14 protein-coding genes and 1 tRNA gene are annotated in these 18,623 nt (G+C 40.9%); 3 read left to right on the top strand and 12 right to left on the bottom strand.

What is annotated here, in order from left to right; all coding sequences use genetic code 11:
* Positions 1-211: 211 nt before the first annotated feature.
* On the top strand, positions 212-361 hold the full coding sequence (locus tag MTCD1_RS21230; protein ID WP_157447818.1) for a hypothetical protein: 150 nt from the start codon (positions 212-214) through the stop codon (positions 359-361).
* 127 nt (positions 362-488) lie between these two features.
* The gene (locus MTCD1_RS11650; RefSeq protein WP_082606600.1) at positions 489-2,087 is read left to right on the top strand and encodes an alkaline phosphatase family protein; all 1,599 of its coding nucleotides are present in this window, start codon (positions 489-491) and stop codon (positions 2,085-2,087) included.
* A gap of 525 nt (positions 2,088-2,612) precedes the next feature.
* On the opposite strand, the gene MTCD1_RS11655 is transcribed toward MTCD1_RS11650, so the two are convergent.
* From MTCD1_RS11655 to MTCD1_RS11680, 6 genes are all read right to left on the bottom strand, one after another.
* Positions 2,613-2,688 (bottom strand) — tRNA-His (locus MTCD1_RS11655).
* Between the two features lie 251 nt (positions 2,689-2,939).
* A complete protein-coding gene (locus MTCD1_RS11660) occupies positions 2,940-4,367 on the bottom strand; it encodes an alanine dehydrogenase (RefSeq protein WP_057182818.1) in 1,428 nt (475 codons plus the stop codon).
* Between the two features lie 609 nt (positions 4,368-4,976).
* Positions 4,977-8,102: an efflux RND transporter permease subunit gene (locus MTCD1_RS11665; protein ID WP_057182816.1), complete on the bottom strand. Its 3,126-nt coding sequence runs from the start codon at positions 8,100-8,102 to the stop codon at positions 4,977-4,979.
* Positions 8,102-9,511 carry an efflux RND transporter periplasmic adaptor subunit gene (locus MTCD1_RS11670; protein WP_057182814.1) on the bottom strand — a complete coding sequence of 470 codons (1,410 nt, stop codon included), beginning with the start codon at positions 9,509-9,511 and terminating at the stop codon, positions 8,102-8,104. Before MTCD1_RS11670 ends, MTCD1_RS11665 begins: the two co-directional genes overlap by 1 nt.
* Before the next feature lie 2 nt (positions 9,512-9,513).
* Positions 9,514-10,908, bottom strand: coding sequence for a TolC family protein (locus tag MTCD1_RS11675; protein WP_057182812.1), 1,395 nt, complete (start codon positions 10,906-10,908; stop codon positions 9,514-9,516).
* Positions 10,909-11,243: 335 nt separating this feature from the next.
* Positions 11,244-13,415, bottom strand: a complete 2,172-nt coding sequence (locus tag MTCD1_RS11680; protein WP_057182810.1) for a S9 family peptidase — start codon at positions 13,413-13,415, stop codon at positions 11,244-11,246.
* 232 nt (positions 13,416-13,647) lie between these two features.
* On the opposite strand from MTCD1_RS11680, the gene MTCD1_RS11685 reads away from it, so the two are divergent.
* Positions 13,648-14,214, top strand: coding sequence for a DUF1285 domain-containing protein (locus MTCD1_RS11685; protein ID WP_057182808.1), 567 nt, complete (start codon positions 13,648-13,650; stop codon positions 14,212-14,214).
* A 14-nt stretch (positions 14,215-14,228) separates the two neighbouring features.
* On the opposite strand, the gene MTCD1_RS11690 is transcribed toward MTCD1_RS11685, so the two are convergent.
* The 6 genes from MTCD1_RS11690 to moaD are packed head-to-tail and all read right to left on the bottom strand — an operon-like array spanning position 14,229 to position 18,399.
* Complete coding sequence (locus MTCD1_RS11690; RefSeq protein WP_057182806.1) at positions 14,229-14,978, bottom strand: HesA/MoeB/ThiF family protein; 750 nt, start codon at positions 14,976-14,978, stop codon at positions 14,229-14,231.
* A 29-nt stretch (positions 14,979-15,007) separates the two neighbouring features.
* Entirely contained in the window at positions 15,008-16,147 is a 1,140-nt protein-coding gene (gene modC / locus MTCD1_RS11695; RefSeq protein WP_082606594.1) for a molybdenum ABC transporter ATP-binding protein, read from the bottom strand.
* A complete protein-coding gene (gene modB, locus MTCD1_RS11700; RefSeq protein ID WP_057182804.1) occupies positions 16,140-16,862 on the bottom strand; it encodes a molybdate ABC transporter permease subunit in 723 nt (240 codons plus the stop codon). Before modB ends, modC begins: the two co-directional genes overlap by 8 nt.
* Complete coding sequence (modA, locus tag MTCD1_RS11705) at positions 16,863-17,663, bottom strand: molybdate ABC transporter substrate-binding protein (protein WP_057182802.1); 801 nt, start codon at positions 17,661-17,663, stop codon at positions 16,863-16,865.
* A 1-nt stretch (position 17,664) separates the two neighbouring features.
* Positions 17,665-18,147: a molybdopterin synthase catalytic subunit MoaE gene (moaE, locus tag MTCD1_RS11710; RefSeq protein ID WP_057183033.1), complete on the bottom strand. Its 483-nt coding sequence runs from the start codon at positions 18,145-18,147 to the stop codon at positions 17,665-17,667.
* Positions 18,148-18,150: 3 nt separating this feature from the next.
* Positions 18,151-18,399, bottom strand: coding sequence for a molybdopterin converting factor subunit 1 (moaD, locus tag MTCD1_RS11715; RefSeq protein ID WP_057183031.1), 249 nt, complete (start codon positions 18,397-18,399; stop codon positions 18,151-18,153).
* Positions 18,400-18,623: the final 224 nt, after the last annotated feature.

Here is an 18,623-nt window from a genome sequence, read left to right on the forward strand (position 1 = left end):
GCTTTGCAAACTCACAGAATAGTACCAGAGATAAATTTTGTTTATTTATTATCAATATTTAAACTTTTATGTTCATTAAATTTATATCCTAGCGCTTGATAAGCTTTTTCTCGTTTCTTCCACATACGCTTTAATGTCTATGCCATTGCGGCTAACTAAACTTACCCGTTACTGACAGTATGAACTACAAAAACCTAAGGAAAATAATTAAATGAGTAACAATATTTCAGATAGCGCTATGAAAGGGGCAACGACTGTCGCATTGATAGGCGCACGATTTGGTGCGCAAAGCGGAAGTTACACCACCGTTATTTCTAACGTCCGCTTCAAGCTCATTGCTGCCATTGGAATTCTAACCTGAAATTATTTTCTAGCTACGAAACTAAGGCCAAAACGTCTATTTCAAACGCTCTGACCCCTTAATTTATAAGTACAAACTATTTGTCTTATCAGCTAATATGAGTATAAATGACAGCGTGGGGAAAAATATGAAAAATATACTGTTTATCACCGCAGATCAATGGCGAGCCGATTGTTTGTCCTCGATGGATCATCCCTGCATCAAAACACCAAATTTAGACAAGCTTGCAGAAGATGGTGTGCTCTTTAAGAATCACTACGCTCAAGCGGCACCGTGTGGCCCCGCAAGAGCCAGTCTTTATACTGGTATGTATTTACAGAATCACCGGATTGTTCAAAACGGAACCCCCTTAGATGCCAGGCATACCAATATCGCTTTAGAAGCCCGAAAAGCTGGCTACGATCCACTGCTGTTTGGTTATACCGACATGAGTCCTGACCCTCGAACCCGTGCGCCTGGGGATCCTGATTTAAGGCGCTATGAGGGCGTTTTACCGGGGATGACGCCAGCGGTGTTACTCAATAGCGAGGCGATCCCCTGGCTTATCTATCTTAAGGGAAAAGGCTATGAAACCCCGCTGGGCCCCTGGGAAGTCCATCAACCGGTTAAAAACTTTGCCGATGCCAAAAATCGGGGGCCATCTTTCGCTCCGTCCCGCTATAAGGCCGAGGACAGTATCACCGCATTTCTGACCGATGAAGTGCTCAAATATCTGTCCATCAAACAGGATAAGTCCTGGTTTATTCATTTGTCCTATCTACGCCCACATCCTCCGTTCGTCGCCCCCGAACCTTATCACGATATGTATAATCTTCAGGATATTCCTCCGACGGTAAAAGCCCAAACGGCTGAGATCGAAGGCCAACAACATCCCTGGCTATCGCATTATATTAATAATCAGACACAGCAGCTCTGGTATGGCCACGATGCCACAACCAATGTCACCCTGGATGGTGCCGAGGTGGATCAAATCCGCGCTACCTACTATGGCTTAGTGTCTGAAGTCGATCACCAGATAGGCCGTCTAATCCATTTTCTCAAGGAAAATAATCAGTATGACAATACTCTGATTGTTTTTACCACTGACCATGGGGAGCAGTTAGGCGATCATTGGTTGTTTGGTAAGTCTGGTTATTTTGATCAGTCCTTTCACATCCCGCTGATTATTCGTGATCCCGACAGTGATGCTAAAGCAGGACAGAAGATTGAGGATTTTACCGAATCGATAGATGTGTTCCCAACTATTTTAGATTGGATAGGCCTGGAGACGCCTTCGCAATGTGACGGCTGGTCGCTACTTTCTTTTTGCAAGGGGCAGAAACCCAATGTCATCAAAAAAGAAGTCCATTGGGGATATGATTTTCGTGACACGGAAGGTCGAAATGTGCAAAAAAACTTGGGTCTGAGAATAGATCAATGTACGTTAAATGTGATACGCGATAAGAAGTTTAAATATGTTCACTTTACGGCGTTACCGCCGCTGTTATTTGACCTTGAGAAAGATCCGGATGAATTGGTTAATTGTGCCGATGATCCTGCTTATATTACCGTGGTGACAAAATATGCTCAAATGTTACTGTCTTGGCGAATGCAGCACGACGATAGAATACTATCGAATACCTGGATAGGCCCAAAAGGACCATTAGAAAAGAAAGACCCTAAACCCTCACACACAGAGAATAAGAATAATTCTATGCTGAAAAAAAACATTGTAGAAGAGTATTAGCAGGCCAGTAGAACGTTGGTAACGTGCTCTGAATCAGGAGTAAAAGACTATATTGTGGTAATAACAGCCCTTAAATCTGATTATCAGCAAGTGCTAATTATAGTGGGTAATTACCCAGATATTTTGATTTCAACGGACTTATATTAGAAAGAATAGGGTGGCTAAAAGGAGTTGAATCCACGGTAAATGAATAATGGCATCACTGGTGATTCTTTAGAGTATAAATTTTTAACAAGGAAGAAAGAATAGGGTGGCTAAAGGGAGTTGAATCCACGGTAAATGAATAATGGCATCACTGGTGATTCTTTAGAGTATAAATTTTTAACAAGGAAGAAAGAATAGGGTGGCTAAAGGGAGTTGAATCCACGGTAAATGAATAATGGCATCACTGGTGATTCTTTAGAGTATAAATTTTTAACAAGGAAGAAAGAATAGGGTGGCTAAAGGGAGTTGAATCCACGGTAAATGAATAATGGCATCACTGGTGATTCTTTAGAGTATAAATTTTTAACAAGGAAGAAAGAATGGGGTGGCTAAAGGGACTTGAACCCTCGACAACCGGAATCACAATCCGGGGCTCTACCAACTGAGCTATAGCCACCACTGAGGTGTACTGAGACATACTTTATGCTAGGAGCAATAAATATTGTGCTGCTACTTAACAGCGCGGCGATTGTAGTGCATTTATGCCTAGCATGACAAGGAAAATCTTTGCTTTTAAGGGGATTTATACATAATTGCTTTTGTTTTAGCGTCTTTGTCTAATTAATCTACAGCTAAGTCAGCGAGTATTTGTTTTGCTAGTTATCACCATTGCTCTCATCACGAGGACAATGGCTAAACATAAGATGACTAATCCTTAGGGGTGTCTGAAAAAGGTCCACAAACTAAGGCTGCTTTAACACCAGGGCTGAGTTTGCCTAGGCCTTCAATAAGTTTTTCCTTGCCAATTAATACCTCAACAATTTGTCCTGAATAACGAATAGCGGTTTCACGCATCATGCCCATCATCGGCCAACCCCATAAAGAGGAGACTAGTACACCATCTTGAACAAAATAAGGTGCCGTTAAAAAGCTACAGCTCAACACGGCTTCAACTGGGCTTCTATTGGTTGGGCTGCCACCGACTAAATCAATAACCACCGAATTTTCAGGGATTAACTCTTTGAGGTGCTTATTACTGATCAGGAAGTTTTTGCCTCTTAATTCAACGGATTGTTCAGCGCCATTGATGATAATATCAGCATCTTTGAGCCAATAATCAATACGGCTTTTAGCCGTTTGAGCTCGGCCTAAAACATGGATGTGTCTAATGCCTTGCTGATGTAATTCATCCAAAGCGCCTTGGGCGACATTACCATAACCAAGAATAACCGCCTTGATATTGGCTTTTTTTATCGAGGGTTTATGGTCAGCTAATAAGCCCATGCCATACCTAGCCCCTGCTTGTCCGGTTTCATGTAGGCATTGAATACGGCGTAGGCCAAATTGTGCCGGTGGATGGCTTGCTTGATAATCAGTGATGGCTTGCTGACCTTGTTTTATTTCAAAGTCATTAATATCAAAAGTATGGGTTTTTAAGGCACGTAGTTTTTGTAGTATGCCTTGGGGATCTTTAAAGCTTTTACTGTCGTAAAAATATAACGCATTAGTGCCAGTGGCCTCTAGCTCTTCAAAGGCAAGTGATGGCTGGATAACTTGTAAAGAACGAGGGCTACGATTACCACAACGATTTATAGCACCGCGTAAACGCTCACTCCAGCCAATAATTCTTACTCGTAATCCGCCAATAGTATTGTCGTTAAAGAAGGGGGTTAAGGCAGCATTCATGGCGACACGGCCAAGAATTCGCTCATCCGAGTCTTGTTTTGGGGACTCACAAATATCTTCCATGGCAATAACATTAATACGACTGTCTTTGAGAAGTTTTGCTCTGTCTGGATAGGAGTTGAAATGCGCCATACAGAATAGTGTACAAGCTGCACTCATCTGCTCGATGGAACTAAGAGCAGGCCCTTTAAACTTAATAATCAGCGATTTATCTTTATATATCCGTTCAGCTGTTTGCATAATGGCGTTATGTTTAATGTATTCTTCATCACTAAAACCAACCCCTTCTCCTGCGCCCATTTCTACATAGACTTTAATGCCCGCTGATACCAGTTGACCGACATCACTAGGTACTAGGGCCACACGTTTTTCTAGACCGCCAGGGTTTTCAGGTGATTCTATTTCTTTAACAAGGGCTATGGAGGAATAACGAGAAAATGTCTGTGGCATAGCGGTACTCTTTAGAAAATGTGGAGAATATGGTTGCAGCATAACACGAATAATTACTGTCGTTATTATGCGGATTTGGCTCAATAGGGTTATCAATAAAACATTCGTCTTTGGCGTGGTTGAAGGGTAAAGTGCCGTTATGATAACCCGTTTTTGATAAGGTAATTGAGCGCAGAGTTGGAACATGTGCTTATGTATACTTGGGATGGCTCTGCGGGCTAATTAATGGGTTTATCATCTAATCTATAAAAATGAGCAATGCTTCGCCGTTTCATCGAGCGTAACACCCTTATTTTTAAGTGATTTTTGTTTCTTCGTAACATAATTTTCTTTTTTCTTAATCTCATTTACTAACCTATTAAATATCGTGTCTATCAGTTAAATATGCTGTCAAATTAGCCTTTAATCAACAGCATTGACTAAAGGCATCTGCAAACGCTTTAAATAATAAAGTACTTAGCCTGGTGGTTCAACTAGCGAATAGTTATCAGTATTACTTTGTTTATATAAAGTCAGATGGTAATTTACGGCACTGAATTAGATAATAACCTTTTTTGTAAAATTAAGTCAATCAAGTCTAGTCATGTTAGTCCATCATACTCTATTGGGTTAGGCAACTTGTCTATCACTGCTATTTTTTCTGGCCCCCTTAGCGGAAAAAACGTTTTTAATCTGCTCAACAATAAGGTAATTTACCGGCACCAATAGCAAGGTAATAAAGGTGGCGAATAAAATACCAAAACCTAGTGATACTGCCATAGGAATGAGAAACTGTGCTTGGGTAGATTGTTCAAACAATAACGGCATTAAACCAATGAAAGTGGTTAAACTGGTTAACATTACCGGTCTAAAACGGGCGGCACCTGCGGTTAATACTGCCTCCATGACGTCACCGCCTTCACTGCATTTTTTATTGATAAAATCGACCAGTACCAGTGAGTCATTGACCACCACACCGACTAACGCCAACATGCCAAGTAAGCTCATGATGGTTAACTCCATGCCCATGATCCAGTGACCGATAACAGCACCTATCATGCCAAAAGGAATAATGCTCATAACAATGATGGGTTGTATATAAGACTTAAACGGTATGGCTAACAGTGCGTAGATTATAAAAAAGACAAATAATAGTGACCAGCCGAGTGAGCCAAAAGATTCTCTTTGCTCTTTTGCTTCACCCTCTAGTGAGTGACTAACCCCAGGGTATTGCAGCATCAATTCATCTAAATAGTCTTTTAAATCGGCTTGTAACACCGTCATATTGGTATTTGATTTTTCCACATCAGCACTTACATTTGCGGTGCGGTAACGATCGATTCTCGAAATAGTTGAGGGGCTTTTTCCTGGAATCAGCTTGGCAACATGAGATAGTGGTACAGAGCCACCCGCAGGTGTTGTTATTAGCAGGTCTTCTAAATCAGCGATAGTACGGCGCTCATTCAGTGGTAGTCGTACCATAACGCGGACATCGTCTCTGCCGCGTTGAATACGTTGCACTTGTGAACCAAAAAATGCCCGACGTACTTGATTGGAAATACTGACACGGGTTAAGCCTAAGGCTCTGCCTTGTGCGGTTAATTCAATTTGTAATTCTTCTTTGCCGTTTGATAAGCTATCGGCAATGTCGAATACCGTCGGGTAGGTGGCTAAGTGCACTTTCACTTTATCGGTAACTTCTTTTAAAATCTCTAATGAGCTGGCTTTAAATTGCACATGAATAGGGTCTGATGAACGACCTATTTCGGCTCTAAAGGTAATACTTTCAGCGCCCGGAATAGGGCCAATTAGATTACGCCATTCACGTACCAGCTCTCGTGAAGTAATCGACAGTTCACGCGATTCAGGCGGGGTCATTTCAAAACGAACACTGCCCTGATTGGATACACCGCCACGGCCACCAGTGGTGGCTAATATATTAATAATGACACTTTCGTTAGTCGCTGGCTCAATGTATTTCTGTTTTAATTCTTCGGCTTTTTCCGCCATCTTCATAATATATTTATTAGTCACTTCAAAAGGTGTGCCTGCCGGTAAGGTCAAGGTAGCTCGAACCGTTTCACTGGGGATTCTTGGGAAGAAAATAAACTTGCTCCAGCCACTGAAAATAAGAGCAAGAATAAGTAAAAATACCGCAGTAAAACCGACTAAAGTGGTGGTTTTGTTATTGATAGCTCGTTTTAGTAAGGGTTGATAAAAACGGATTATCGCGCGTTCAAAACCGTCAGCAAAGCCTTGTTGTAGTTGACTTAATTTTGATTGTTTCGACTTTTCTGAGCGCAATTTTAAGTTTTTTAGGTGGGAAGGTAAAATAAATTTCGATTCAATTAAGGAGAAAATGAGCACGGGAATAACAATGACTGGAATTTGCGCAAATAAGGCGCCACGATTCCCTTCAATAAAAGCCAGCGGCAAAAAGGCGGCTATGGTGGTTAAAATGCCAAAAGTGACGGGTAGGGCGACTTCTTGGGTGCCGCGAATTGCTGCCATCTCACCGGACTCGGAGGTTTTTAGGTGAGTGTAAATGTTTTCTCCCGTGACGATGGCATCATCAACAACAATACCTAGCACCAAGATAAAGGCAAATAAGCTCATGATATTTAAGGTCACACCAAAAAAAGGCATCATGATAAAGGCGCCCATAAAAGAGATAGGAATGCCAATAAACACCCAAAAGGCAATGGTAGGTCTGAGGAATAAAGTTAATAAGGCGAGGACTAATATACCACCTTGCAAGGCACTGGTGGTAAGGGTGGCAATACGGTTTTTAATAATTTGTGAATCGTCATCCCAAAAACTTAATTCTACGCCGACAGGTAATGAACTTTGCTGGTCGTTAATATAAGTTTTTACCGCATCGGCAACGTCAATGGCGCTTTGTTGCCCAATACGATAAACATCGATAAAGGCGGCTTGTTTACCGTTAAAACGTGTACGTACAGGGGTTTCTTCAAAGTGATCTTTAATGATGGCGATGTCACTTAGGCGAAGGATAGCACCATCAATATTGGTTTTTATTGCGATTTTTTCAAAGTCGTCTTTGCGATAGGCTTGGCCTTTTGAGCGCAGTAAGATATCGCCACCTTGGGTTTTTAAATTACCAGCAGAAATGTCTGTGCTTGAGTCTGCTATTGCCGAAGATATTTGCGCTATGGTCAAATTATATTGTCGTAACTTGTTTTGTGGTACTTCAATGGATATTTCATAGTCACGGACGCCGCTGAGCTCGACTTGGGTAATGGCGGGTATTTTTAATAAATCATCTCTGACTTTTTCCGCGAATTCACGGGTCTCTTTTTCACTATAAATACTGGCAATAGTTACGGTAATCACTTCACGCTTACGTGCCGCTAATGAGACCACTGGTTTTTCTGCATCGGCAGGAAAGGTATTTATTTCATCAATCCGGCTTTTTATATCGGCGAGCATCTCGCGTGGATCATAGCCTGACTCAACTTCAATATTAACCGAAGAGGTGCCTTCCGATGAACGGCTGGAAATTTGTTTGACGCCTTCTAAATCTTGTATGGCCTCTTCAATGCGAATAGAAATACTTTTTTCTACATCTTCTGGTGTGGCGCCGCGCAATGACACCTTAACGTTAATTCGCTCGGTGGCAAAAGACGGAAATACTTCCAGTGGAATACGATTAGTTAGACTAAATAGACCGGCTATTAAAATGGTAATTAATAGTAAGTTCGCCGCGACATGATTTCGTGTAAACCAAGCAATCATTAGTTGTTCACCTTAGCTGAAGGTCTTGATTGAGCTGTATCTGCTCGGTTTTCTTTTCGCTCAGCCATTAATACTGCAACAGTGATGCCTTTTTCATCGGCAATTTTTTGTAATTTTTTAAAATGCTCTTTTGACATCTTTCGCTGAGGAAATTTTTTGTTGTTTTGACTGGGCGCTTGTCCGGCAATCGCTACTGGTGTGCCAGAGCTCACTTGCCCTAAGGGCGTCAGTACTAATTCGTCACCCGCACTTAAGCCTTGGCTAACAATGGCTTCAGTACCATTTTGCCAGCCTAATTGAATTTCTTTACGCATTAATAGACCGTCTTTAACGATATAAACATAGCTACCTTGATAAATAGCACTGCTGGGAATCACTAAGGCGTTTTTAACTTTACGACCGGTAATTTTTGCGGTGACATATTGACCTATTTTGATTTGTGCACCTTGGTTATAGTCACTATCGTAAGGGCGAATAATTTGCGCAACCACATAAAGTTGTTGTGTCATTTCATCGATAGCGCTTTCGGTGCGAACAATGTGGCCTTGCCATACTTGTTTACCCATCAGATCTGATGAAATAATTACATTACTTATCATTGAGCTAGTGTTGTTATCGTCAATATTGGCATCGGTATTTGTTATCGCAGCTGACGACTGATGAACATGGCGATATTCTTCGGGTAATTTCATTAGTGGTAAATCTTTATTTTTGATCGGTAGACGAATTTCGACATAATCAACGGCAAAGATATCGGCTAATTGGCTGTTGCTTGAAATCACCTGACCAATATCCACATTTTTCTTTAATATACGCCCGGCATAAGGCGCGACAATCTTGGTGCGTTCTAATGACAGTTTTACCTTATCAAGCAAAGCTTCTGCGGAAAGAACTTGTGCTGTAGCCGCTTCAAATTGTGGCTGACGTAATACTAGCGCGTTAGGTGCTTTACCCTGGCCCAATCTCTGCCAGTCAGCTTGTGCTTGTTTTACCCGTGCACCTTCTTCGAGCAAATTTTGTTTAGCTGTCATTAAGCTTGCTTGGGCTATTTTAACTTCGGCGCGGTGATCTCGGTCATCGAGTTGCAGTAATATATCGCCTTGCTCAAAAAAACCACCCGCTCTAAATTGTTTACTAACGTGATTAATTTGCCCAGAAACTTGCGCAAAAAGCACACTTTGTGTTCTGGGTTTTACCGTACCAAAACTGTGCACTATTACTTGATAGGTTTGTGGGGCAAGTATGGTGGTAGCTACCGTCATTTGTGCTGCTTTTGATGGTTTAGTACGCTGGTTTGTCGGTGGGTTTGTTAAAATAACAATCATTAAGGTTATGGTGGCGATGATGATAATAACCGGCACTAGTATCTTTTTATAGCGTGTGTTTTTTATTTTAAGGGGGGTAAACATGCTTATTCGGCCTTATTTTCAAGTGACTGTGTGGTGAAGTCGCCACCCAAGGAAAGATGTAAATTGATTCTATTCGCTATAAGTCGGTATTTAATTTTTATTAAGGTGGTTTGTGCTTCGAACGAGCGTTTTTGCGCATCAAGTACTGTGGTATAGCTGACCAAGCCACTTTGATATTGCTCAAAAGATAATGTTGCTGCTATTTTTGCGTTTTCTTGCGCCGCCAACATGGTGTAATAACTTAGCTTTAAACTCTTTTCTGTGGTAATGGCATTTTCTACCTCGCTAAAAGCATCATATAAGGTATCTAGGTATAGTTGTTCACCTTGTCTTAGTTCGATACGGGCTTGTTCTTCCTTGGCTTGTAGTCGTCCGGCATTAAAAATGGGTGCGGTGACACTGCCCAGCAGTGACCAGGCTAACGAAGAGCCAGACAGTAAATCGCCAATGTCAGTAGTAGCATCACCAACAGAGCCAGATAAAACTATGCTAGGGAAGCGTTGTTTATGAGCGTAAGCTAAACTGGCATCTTGTGATAGCAGTTGATACCAGCTGGCTTTTAATGCCGGCTTGCGGCTGATTAATGCTGACGGTAAGCCAACAGGAATGTCATTGGTCAACAAGGGTAAGTTAGCGTTTACTATTAGTTCGCCTTTTGGGTACTCACCAATAAGACGCTCAAGTTGTCTAATGAGTTTGGTTTTTGTCGTGGCTTGTTCAGATACCCGAGTTAACTCGTTATTTAAATCATTGCGGGTTAAATAAACATCAAGAGCCGCCGTTAATCCTGAGTTATAGCCCGCTTCAATAATGGCTAAATTTTGCTGAGAATTTGCTACTCGGCGGCGATATAGTGTGAGCAACTTATCTGCTTCAATTACCTGAAACCATGTGGTTACTACGTTCACTACTAACTGTTGTTTGTACTGCTCAAACGTGGCTTTTTGCGCCAGGTAGTTATAATTGCTGACTTGCTCAGCGGCAGATAACTTGCCCCAAATATCAAGCTCATAAGTTAAATTCAAATTAACTGAATTGCTATTGGTATAGCTAGCGCTTTGATTATCTTTATAGCGACCGCTGCTAAAAGCCAAGTCCAGTTCAGGCCAAAGCTGACTGCCGGAAACAATCAGTTGTTGCTCGGCTATTTCTAGTGCATAAGCTTGCATAGCAAGCTGGTGGTTTGCGGCTAACGCTTTTGTCACCAATTGCTGAACTTGTGGATTATCAAGTTGCGATAACCAGTTATGCTCAATGTTAAGGGTTTGTGTACTTTGCTGCCAGTTGTCCGGCAAGGCTAGGTTTTTTAGCTTTTCATCTACTTGGGAAGTATTACTACACGAGAATAAAAACAAGCTTGCCAGTAGTGGCAGTAGTGGTCGAAATCGACTCGTCATAAAGCGAATAACTCATGTTAAAAAATAACTATTATCGCTAGTGTAATCAAAGTCAATGCGCGGAGATACAGGTTTTACATAAGTTTACAGAAGACTTGTACTAAAGAAAATACAGTTGACATTCCTTGTATAAATACTTGATATTAAAGGTGTTAATTGGAATTAATTTAGTGAGTTGCCAAGAGTAACTCAGCTTTAGTGAGTTCAATATAGGGAGTATTTGACTTGATGTTAGTAATATTAGGGCGTTGCTGATGGGTAAAACATCCTCACCTTGTTGTGCCTAGATGAGGATGCTTATTTTGGCTAAGCTAAATAGCTTTTCTTACTATTGATTAACTCTTATTAAGTAAGTCAATAAAGAAGCTATATTGTAAGGCCGTATTATGAATACGTTTGAATCGCCCTGAGGCGCCGCCGTGTCCTGCTTCCATATCAATTTTAAAGACTAATAGGTTGTCATCTGTTTTATATTCACGCAACTTAGCAACCCATTTCATTGGCTCAAAATACTGTACTTGAGAGTCATGTAATCCTGTGGTGACTAGGATGTTAGGATAGTCTTGGGTTTTCACTTGATCATAAGGGGAGTATGACAACATATAATCATAATAAACTTTTTCTTTTGGGTTGCCCCATTCTTTAAACTCATTGGTTGTTAGTGGAATGCTTTCATCAAGCATAGTGGTCACTACATCAACAAAGGGCACTGCTGCAGCAATACCTTGATAAAGCTCAGGTGCCATATTAATGACTGCGCCCATTAGTAAACCACCAGCACTACCACCGGCAGCGAATACCTTATCTTTATCGCCGTAACCTTGTGCTGTTAACGCTTTAGTGACATCAATAAAGTCAGTAAAGGTATTCATTTTAGTGAGTTTTTTACCGTCTTCATACCAAGGTCGGCCAAGCATTTCTGAACCACGAATATGAGCAATGGCATAGACAAAACCACGGTCAAGCAAGCTTAAACGACTTACTGAAAAGTAAGGGTCTATGGTGTTACCGTACGAACCATAGGCATATTGATATAATGGGTTAGTACCATCTTTTTTGAAGGTATCTTTACGATAAACTAAGGATACCGGTATTTTTTTACCATCACGCGCTTTAACAAAAATACGCTCAGAGGCGTAGTTATTGCTATCAAAGTCACCGAGTACGTTATCCTGTTTTAACGTTGTTTTAGTTAACGTGGTTAAATCAATATCATAATCTACGCCTGGTGTGGTAAAGCTAGTGTAGTAAAGGCGTAATGCTTTATTATCTATTTCATCATTGCCATACATATGTAAGGTGTAAGCAGTGTCATGAAAGCTTAGTTGTTGCTCTTTACCAGTGGAAAGTTGCTGAATCGTTATACGACTAATACCATTTTCACGTTGTTGATAAACAAGATGATCGGTAAATAATTCAAAACGTTCGAGCTTAACGGCATCATTGGCAGGTATAACATCTTGCCATTGGCTTTTATCACCAAGATGGTTTTTATCCACTTTCATTAAACGAAAGTTGGTTGCTTGCCAGTTAGTATTAATGTAATACCAATCATTTAATTTAGAGATAGAGTATTCATGACCTTCTTCACGCTCAATGAACTTTTTCGGCATAGCTTTAGCGTTATTGGCATCAATTACCGAGACGCCACTTGCTTCTGTACTGGAATGCCAAATAAATATGCTGCTGTCATCTTTAGATTTACTGATGCCGGTATAATAAGCTTTGTTTTTTTCTTCGTAGACCATCTCGTCATCGGCTTGTGATGTGCCTAATGTGTGACGAAATACTTGGTAACCTAATAAGGTTTGTGGATCTTTTTTGATGTAATAAACGGTTTTATTGTCATTACCCCAAACAATGCCACCACTGGTGCCGGTAAGTTTATCGGTAAGCAGGGTGTTACCGGCAATGTCTTTAAACTGAACCGTATAGACTCGACGACTTAAGGTATCTTCACCGTAGGCTAGTAACTTGCCATTTGGACTCACTCTTAAGCCAGTAACTTGGTAGTAATCATGTGCTTTTGCTAATTCATTAACATTTAATAGTACTTCCAAGTTACTGCCGTTAAAATCGGTAGCTCTAACATAGATAGGGTACTCATTTTCACCTTGCATTTGGGTTGAATAATAGAAGTCACCTGATTTTCTTGGCACTGAGTTATCGTCTTTTTCAATGCGATCTTTGATCTCTTGAAAGATCTGTTCTTGCATCGCCTCGGTATGTTTTAACTGTGCCTTAGTGTAATCATTCTCTGCGGCTAAATGCGCTAAGATCTCTGGGTTAGTTCGACTGTCATCACGCATCCAGTAATAATTATCGACACGAGTATGATTATGAATAACCATTTCATGAGGTACTTTTTTAGCGACAGGGGCCTTTATATTTGCCATGGCTTTATTAGCCTCATAACTGTTTTCATTATTTTGATTACTGCACGCTGCGATAAGCAGAGCAGAGGAGACTATTAAGCTTAGCTTAGTCTTAGTGAGGGCTATTTTCATCTATATTCCTTGTTATACCAATGCGATTAAATTCTTCCTGAGCGGTAAGTAACGTAATAGACTGGGGGTTATTGTAAGCCAATACTGTTGGCACTGGCTCAAATGTTAAAAAAATGTATCGGGCAATAAGTTAGCATGATATTAATTATAATCAAATGTACTTATCGCGTAATATGGTTAAGCTAACCCATTTTAGCTATTGCAGCGCTTTTTGTAAGGATATGCCGCCATTATGTCATTAGATAAAATTTCAGCTCAACTAGCTGGCAGTAAAAAATCATTACCACCAGTCGAGTCATGGAATCCACCTTATTGTGGTGAAATTGATATCCAGATAAAAGCCAATGGTGATTGGTATTACCACGGTACTATTTTTAAGCGCTTAGCACTGGTTAAGCTATTTGCTTCCGTGCTCATTAAGGAGGTAAACAAAGAGGTAAATAACGGTGTAAGCAAAGCTACTGCGGAGTACTTTTTAGTGACGCCAGTAGAGAAAGTGAAAATTCAAGTTGATGATGTGCCTTTTGTGCTCACCCAATGGCGCTGGCTGGATGAAGAAAAAACGGTCATGCAAGTTAGCACCAACTTAGACGACGAATTTACTCTAGATGAACAGCATCCACTAATCATCAGTGAAAATGGTAATTTGTATGTAACTGTACGACGCAACCTAAAAGCGAAAGTTCATCGTAATGTTTATTACCAGTGGGTTGATATTGCTAAAGAAATTAAAAGTAAAAAGGGCACTGAGCTAATCATTAGCAGTGCCGAGTGTCAATTTAGTTTAGGCAGTTATTAATAGGTAATTAATCCTTAATTTGAACCACAAACGGTGCAATTTGCTTGTTTTTTCATGGTAAATTGCTGCCATTGATTGGCTAAACCATCAAGCAAGTTAAGTTGGTTAATCTGCACTTTATTTCCCGTTAACAGCTTAATAGCTTGTAAACATTGCATACCGGCAATCATGGCTAATACTGGACCTATGATACCAACCGTTTGACAATTATTGGCGGGCGCTTTTTCACTGGCAGGAAAAAGGCAATGGTAACAAGCACTGCTGTCATCACGCGGGTCTATAGTGAGTTGTTGGCCATCAAAGCCAGTAGCAGCGCCCACTATAAGTGGTACTTTATGCTGGACACAGGCTTGGTTGATCAAGTAGCGTGTGGCAATATTGTCTGAGCAATCGAGCACTAAATCGACTTGTGGCAGATAATAATCACATAACTCTTCATCAAGCATTTCATCAATAGCTTCAATCGTTACATCAGGAAATTGTTGTTGTAATTTTTCCGCGGCGACATCAGCTTTATTTTCAGCAATATTACTTTCGCTAAAGAGAATTTGTCTGGGTAAGTTACTGAGCTCTATGCAATCGCCATCGGCGAGATAAAGGGTGCCGACACCTGCGGCCGCTAAATATAAACTGGCTGGATTACCTAAACCGCCCACACCTAAAATAAGCACTTTTGCGTTGCGCAATGCCATTTGTCCTGAGGTGCCAATCTTAGCCAACATAATTTGCCGGGAGTATTTAACTTGCTCTTGATTACTTAACACGTGTATTCCTAGTTTATTTCTTATCAGGGTTAATGGATAAAAGTACGCACAGCACTGGCTTTAAACTGCAAATATACCTGTTGTCTGAGGGTTAGCGATAACTTTTGTTGAGAGAAGGCACTGATAGTGACAAAAAAATCTTGTGAACCACAAATAACCGTCAGCAAGACATTATTTTGCTGAGCATTAATTTGTTTTATCGTACCTAATAGGTGATTAACGATAGAGCTATTACTTGGCTCCGTTAGGGTAATACTAATATCACTGGCCAAAATAAAGCAGCGCAACTGAGTTTGCTGCTCAAATGCTTGATCACAGCTAAGAAAAATATCTTGTTGGGCATTTAACGCTAAAGCGGTTAAGCCATGGCCATTATTAAAGGTTTTTATCGGCAGTGATAAACTGGTTTGTTGCTGGATAAGGTCACATTCATGGTTATTATTGAGCTGATGAATAACGTGATGAATATTACCAAAACTAACCACCTTACCTTGTGCTAGTACTAATAAGGTATCACAAACTTGCTGTAATTCATCTAAAGAGTGGCTGACGTATAACATAGGTAAACTCAGCTGCTTTTGAATGTTAAGTATCATTTTTAGCAGTTGGGTTTTACTGTGTCGGTCCAGGGCACTTAACGGCTCATCAAGTAATAATAACTTGGGTTCGGCTAGAATAGCTCTAGCTAAGGCGACTCTTTGTTGTTGACCACCGGAGAGCTGATTTACCTCCTGATCAAGTAAGGCACTTAACTCAGTAAGTTTAATTACCTCAGCTAATGACAGCCGACTATTTTTACAACGTTTGACCGCATACTCTAGGTTGCCCAGTACCGTTAAATGGCTAAACAAACGACTATTTTGAAACACTAAGCCAACTTGGCGCTGCTCGGGTTTGAGGTATATACCTTGTTCGCTGTTGACTAAAGAAGTATCGACTAAGGTTATCTCACCAGTCAGTGTTGTTTCTAGACCAGCAATGGCACGCAGTAAGGTCGACTTGCCTGAGGCCGAGTGGCCAAAAACACCGGTAATACCATTTAATGGTATTGACTGCTTAATACTTAATTCGAATTGTTGATAACTAATGTTAATATTTATATTGAGCTGAGGCGTTTTATGGTTAGTAAGACTATTTAAAGCGGCATTATTTATAAGAGAATCATTCATTGGCGCTTTGCTCTTCTCGCTTAGTGTTAACCGTTAAATCTTTAGGTTTGTTTCTTTTGGGTAAATTTAACCAATAGATAGCGGCTAATAACACCATAGAACTTATTAATAAGCTGATGGATAGTAGGTGCGCTCGGGCATAATCAAAGGCTTCGACATGATCAAATAGCGCAATAGAAAGTACCCGTGTTTCTCCAGGTATATTACCGCCAATCATCAAGATAATACCAAATTCACCGACAGTATGGGCAAAACCTAGGCTGGCCGCGGTGATAAAGCTGGCTTTTGTTAACGGCAATACAATAGTAAAAAATCGGTCAATAGGGCCGGCGCCAAGTAGCGCCCCAGCTTCTAAGAGCGAGTCACCTAATTGTTCAAAGGCTTTTTGCAGAGGTTGCACCACAAAAGGCAGTGAGTACAAAACCGAGCCAATAACGATGGCTGAAAAACTAAAGGCTAATTGTTGCCCCGTCGCTTGCTGCCACATTTGTCCGGGTAAGTATTCCGGGGAAAAGGCAATCAATAAATAAAAGCCTACTACTGTTGGCGGTAATACTAATGGTAAAGCCACTACAGCCTCGATGATAACCTTAAATCGACTGGTCATTTTGGCCAGATACCAAGCAAGAGGGGTACCGATAATCAATAAAATTATCGTGGTTAATGCCGCCATTTCTAAGGTGGTTATCAGTGCTTGTAAGTCAGAATTTATCATTTAACCCTTAACTCTTGGTGTTGGTGCATAGCCATAACTGACTATGGTTGCCTGGCTCTTGGCGGAGAGTAAAAAATCACTTAAACTTTTCGCTGCGGCTTGTCGCTTACTGGCGCGAATTATAACTAACTGTTGCTCAATCGGCTGATGATAACTCGTGGGGATAAGTACGCCAGATAAGTTGTTTAGCACTAGCTGGCTATTGGCAACAATACCACGGGTTACGGCTTTACTGCGCAATTGCGCAAAGGTTTGCCCGATATTAATGCCTGTTATTAATCTATGTTGCAAAGTTGACCATAAACCTAAGTGTTGCAATGCTTCTTTGGCCGCTTTACCGTAGGGGGCAATATCAGGATTGGCAATAGCAAAGCGTTGTGGTGGGTTTTTTTCTAGGTCAATAGATAATTGCTCAAGTGAAGGCATAGTAGTGGTATAGAATGCTAGCTGACCTATGGCGTAGGTTTTACGACTATTTTTGCGGGCAAAACCGTCTTGCTCAAGTTCTTTTGGCCGGCGACTGTCGGCACTGAGAAAAATGTCAAAGGGCGCGCCGTGTTTAATTTGTAAAAACATGGCACCACTGGCACCACTGATTATTTGGCTGTTGATACCGGTTTGTTTGCTGAACTCTTTAAGTAATACTTTTAATACCGGGGTGAAATTAGCGGCAACGGCAATACGTAGCGGTGTGTTGTTATCATCACTATCGCTGTTATCAGTGTTATTTTGTTGGGCTTGGCTACTGGTTACCCACAGTAAACTAATGGTAAAGGCGGTGACTAAAAGAAAACGTAACACGCTAGCTCCAAAGGTCGGCTTTATCAGTATCGCTGCTTTTCGCAGCTAACCAATTTTCTGAGGTTTTCCCGGCATGGGTTATTTTTTCTTTCTTCCAAAACGGTGCTTTAACTTTTAAATAATCCATGATGAATTCATTAGCTGCATAAGCATCTTGTCGATGTTTGCTGGTCACGCCAACAAAGACAATTTGTTCACCAATGAAGAGCTCGCCAATGCGATGAATCACTTTGACTCTACCTATAGGCCATTGCTCTTTAGCTTGTTTGATAATTTTAGCTAAAGATTTTTCTGTCATACCTGGATAATGCTCTAGCGTTAAGCTAGTGACGCTATTACCATTATTGTTATTTCTAACTCTGCCAGTGAAAGTAACGACAGCACCATCGGTTAGGTTGTCTTTCTCAAGTAAAGCCACTTCATCCGCCAAGCTAAAATCCTCAGCTTGGATGGATATTTCTTTCAAAGGGTCTTGGCTGGTCATCACTTATCCGCCGGTCACAGGAGGAAAAAAGGCAACTTCATCACCAGACTTTACTAAATGACTGTCATCAACCATGTCATGATTCACCGCCGATAACAGAGATGCCTTGCTAAACGTTTGTTGCCATTGTGAATTTTTATCACTTAAGCGCTGTTTCACGTCACCGACAGTTTTCACATCTTCAGCATTTAAAGACAGTTCAGCACAAGCTAGCTGCTCTCTTAACGCGGCAAAAAAAACAATTTTAATCATAATATTTTCTCTTAAAGTGTGGCTCTGTTGTAGTTTAGTGTTGTTGAGTAAACAAGCGATACGCGTAAACCCATCCATGGGGCTCGGCACAAACATCAGGACAGTGTGCTCCATGCATTGTCTAATAAGGGTACATCCTTATACCGTCTTGTTTGTGAAGCTCGCTTTTATCACTTCAGCAACACTTCCTATTAAGTCATATAGTTGCCATGTGGACAACAGTA

Source organism: Colwellia marinimaniae (assembly GCF_002207865.1).
Classification (GTDB): Bacteria; Pseudomonadota; Gammaproteobacteria; order Enterobacterales; family Alteromonadaceae; genus Colwellia; species Colwellia marinimaniae.

Bases quoted from the DNA above. Each gene is read 5' to 3' on its own strand.
- MTCD1_RS21230 (WP_157447818.1), top strand. From the start codon at position 212: ATGAGTAACAATATTTCAGATAGCGCTATGAAAGGGGCAACGACTGTC.
- MTCD1_RS11650 (WP_082606600.1), top strand. From the start codon at position 489: ATGAAAAATATACTGTTTATCACCGCAGATCAATGGCGAGCCGATTGT.
- MTCD1_RS11660 (WP_057182818.1), bottom strand. From the start codon at position 4,367: ATGCCACAGACATTTTCTCGTTATTCCTCCATAGCCCTTGTTAAAGAA.
- MTCD1_RS11665 (WP_057182816.1), bottom strand. From the start codon at position 8,102: ATGATTGCTTGGTTTACACGAAATCATGTCGCGGCGAACTTACTATTA.
- MTCD1_RS11670 (WP_057182814.1), bottom strand. From the start codon at position 9,511: ATGTTTACCCCCCTTAAAATAAAAAACACACGCTATAAAAAGATACTA.
- MTCD1_RS11675 (WP_057182812.1), bottom strand. From the start codon at position 10,908: ATGACGAGTCGATTTCGACCACTACTGCCACTACTGGCAAGCTTGTTT.
- MTCD1_RS11680 (WP_057182810.1), bottom strand. From the start codon at position 13,415: ATGAAAATAGCCCTCACTAAGACTAAGCTAAGCTTAATAGTCTCCTCT.
- MTCD1_RS11685 (WP_057182808.1), top strand. From the start codon at position 13,648: ATGTCATTAGATAAAATTTCAGCTCAACTAGCTGGCAGTAAAAAATCA.
- modC (WP_082606594.1), bottom strand. From the start codon at position 16,147: ATGAATGATTCTCTTATAAATAATGCCGCTTTAAATAGTCTTACTAAC.
- modB (WP_057182804.1), bottom strand. From the start codon at position 16,862: ATGATAAATTCTGACTTACAAGCACTGATAACCACCTTAGAAATGGCG.
- moaE (WP_057183033.1), bottom strand. From the start codon at position 18,147: ATGACCAGCCAAGACCCTTTGAAAGAAATATCCATCCAAGCTGAGGAT.
- moaD (WP_057183031.1), bottom strand. From the start codon at position 18,399: ATGATTAAAATTGTTTTTTTTGCCGCGTTAAGAGAGCAGCTAGCTTGT.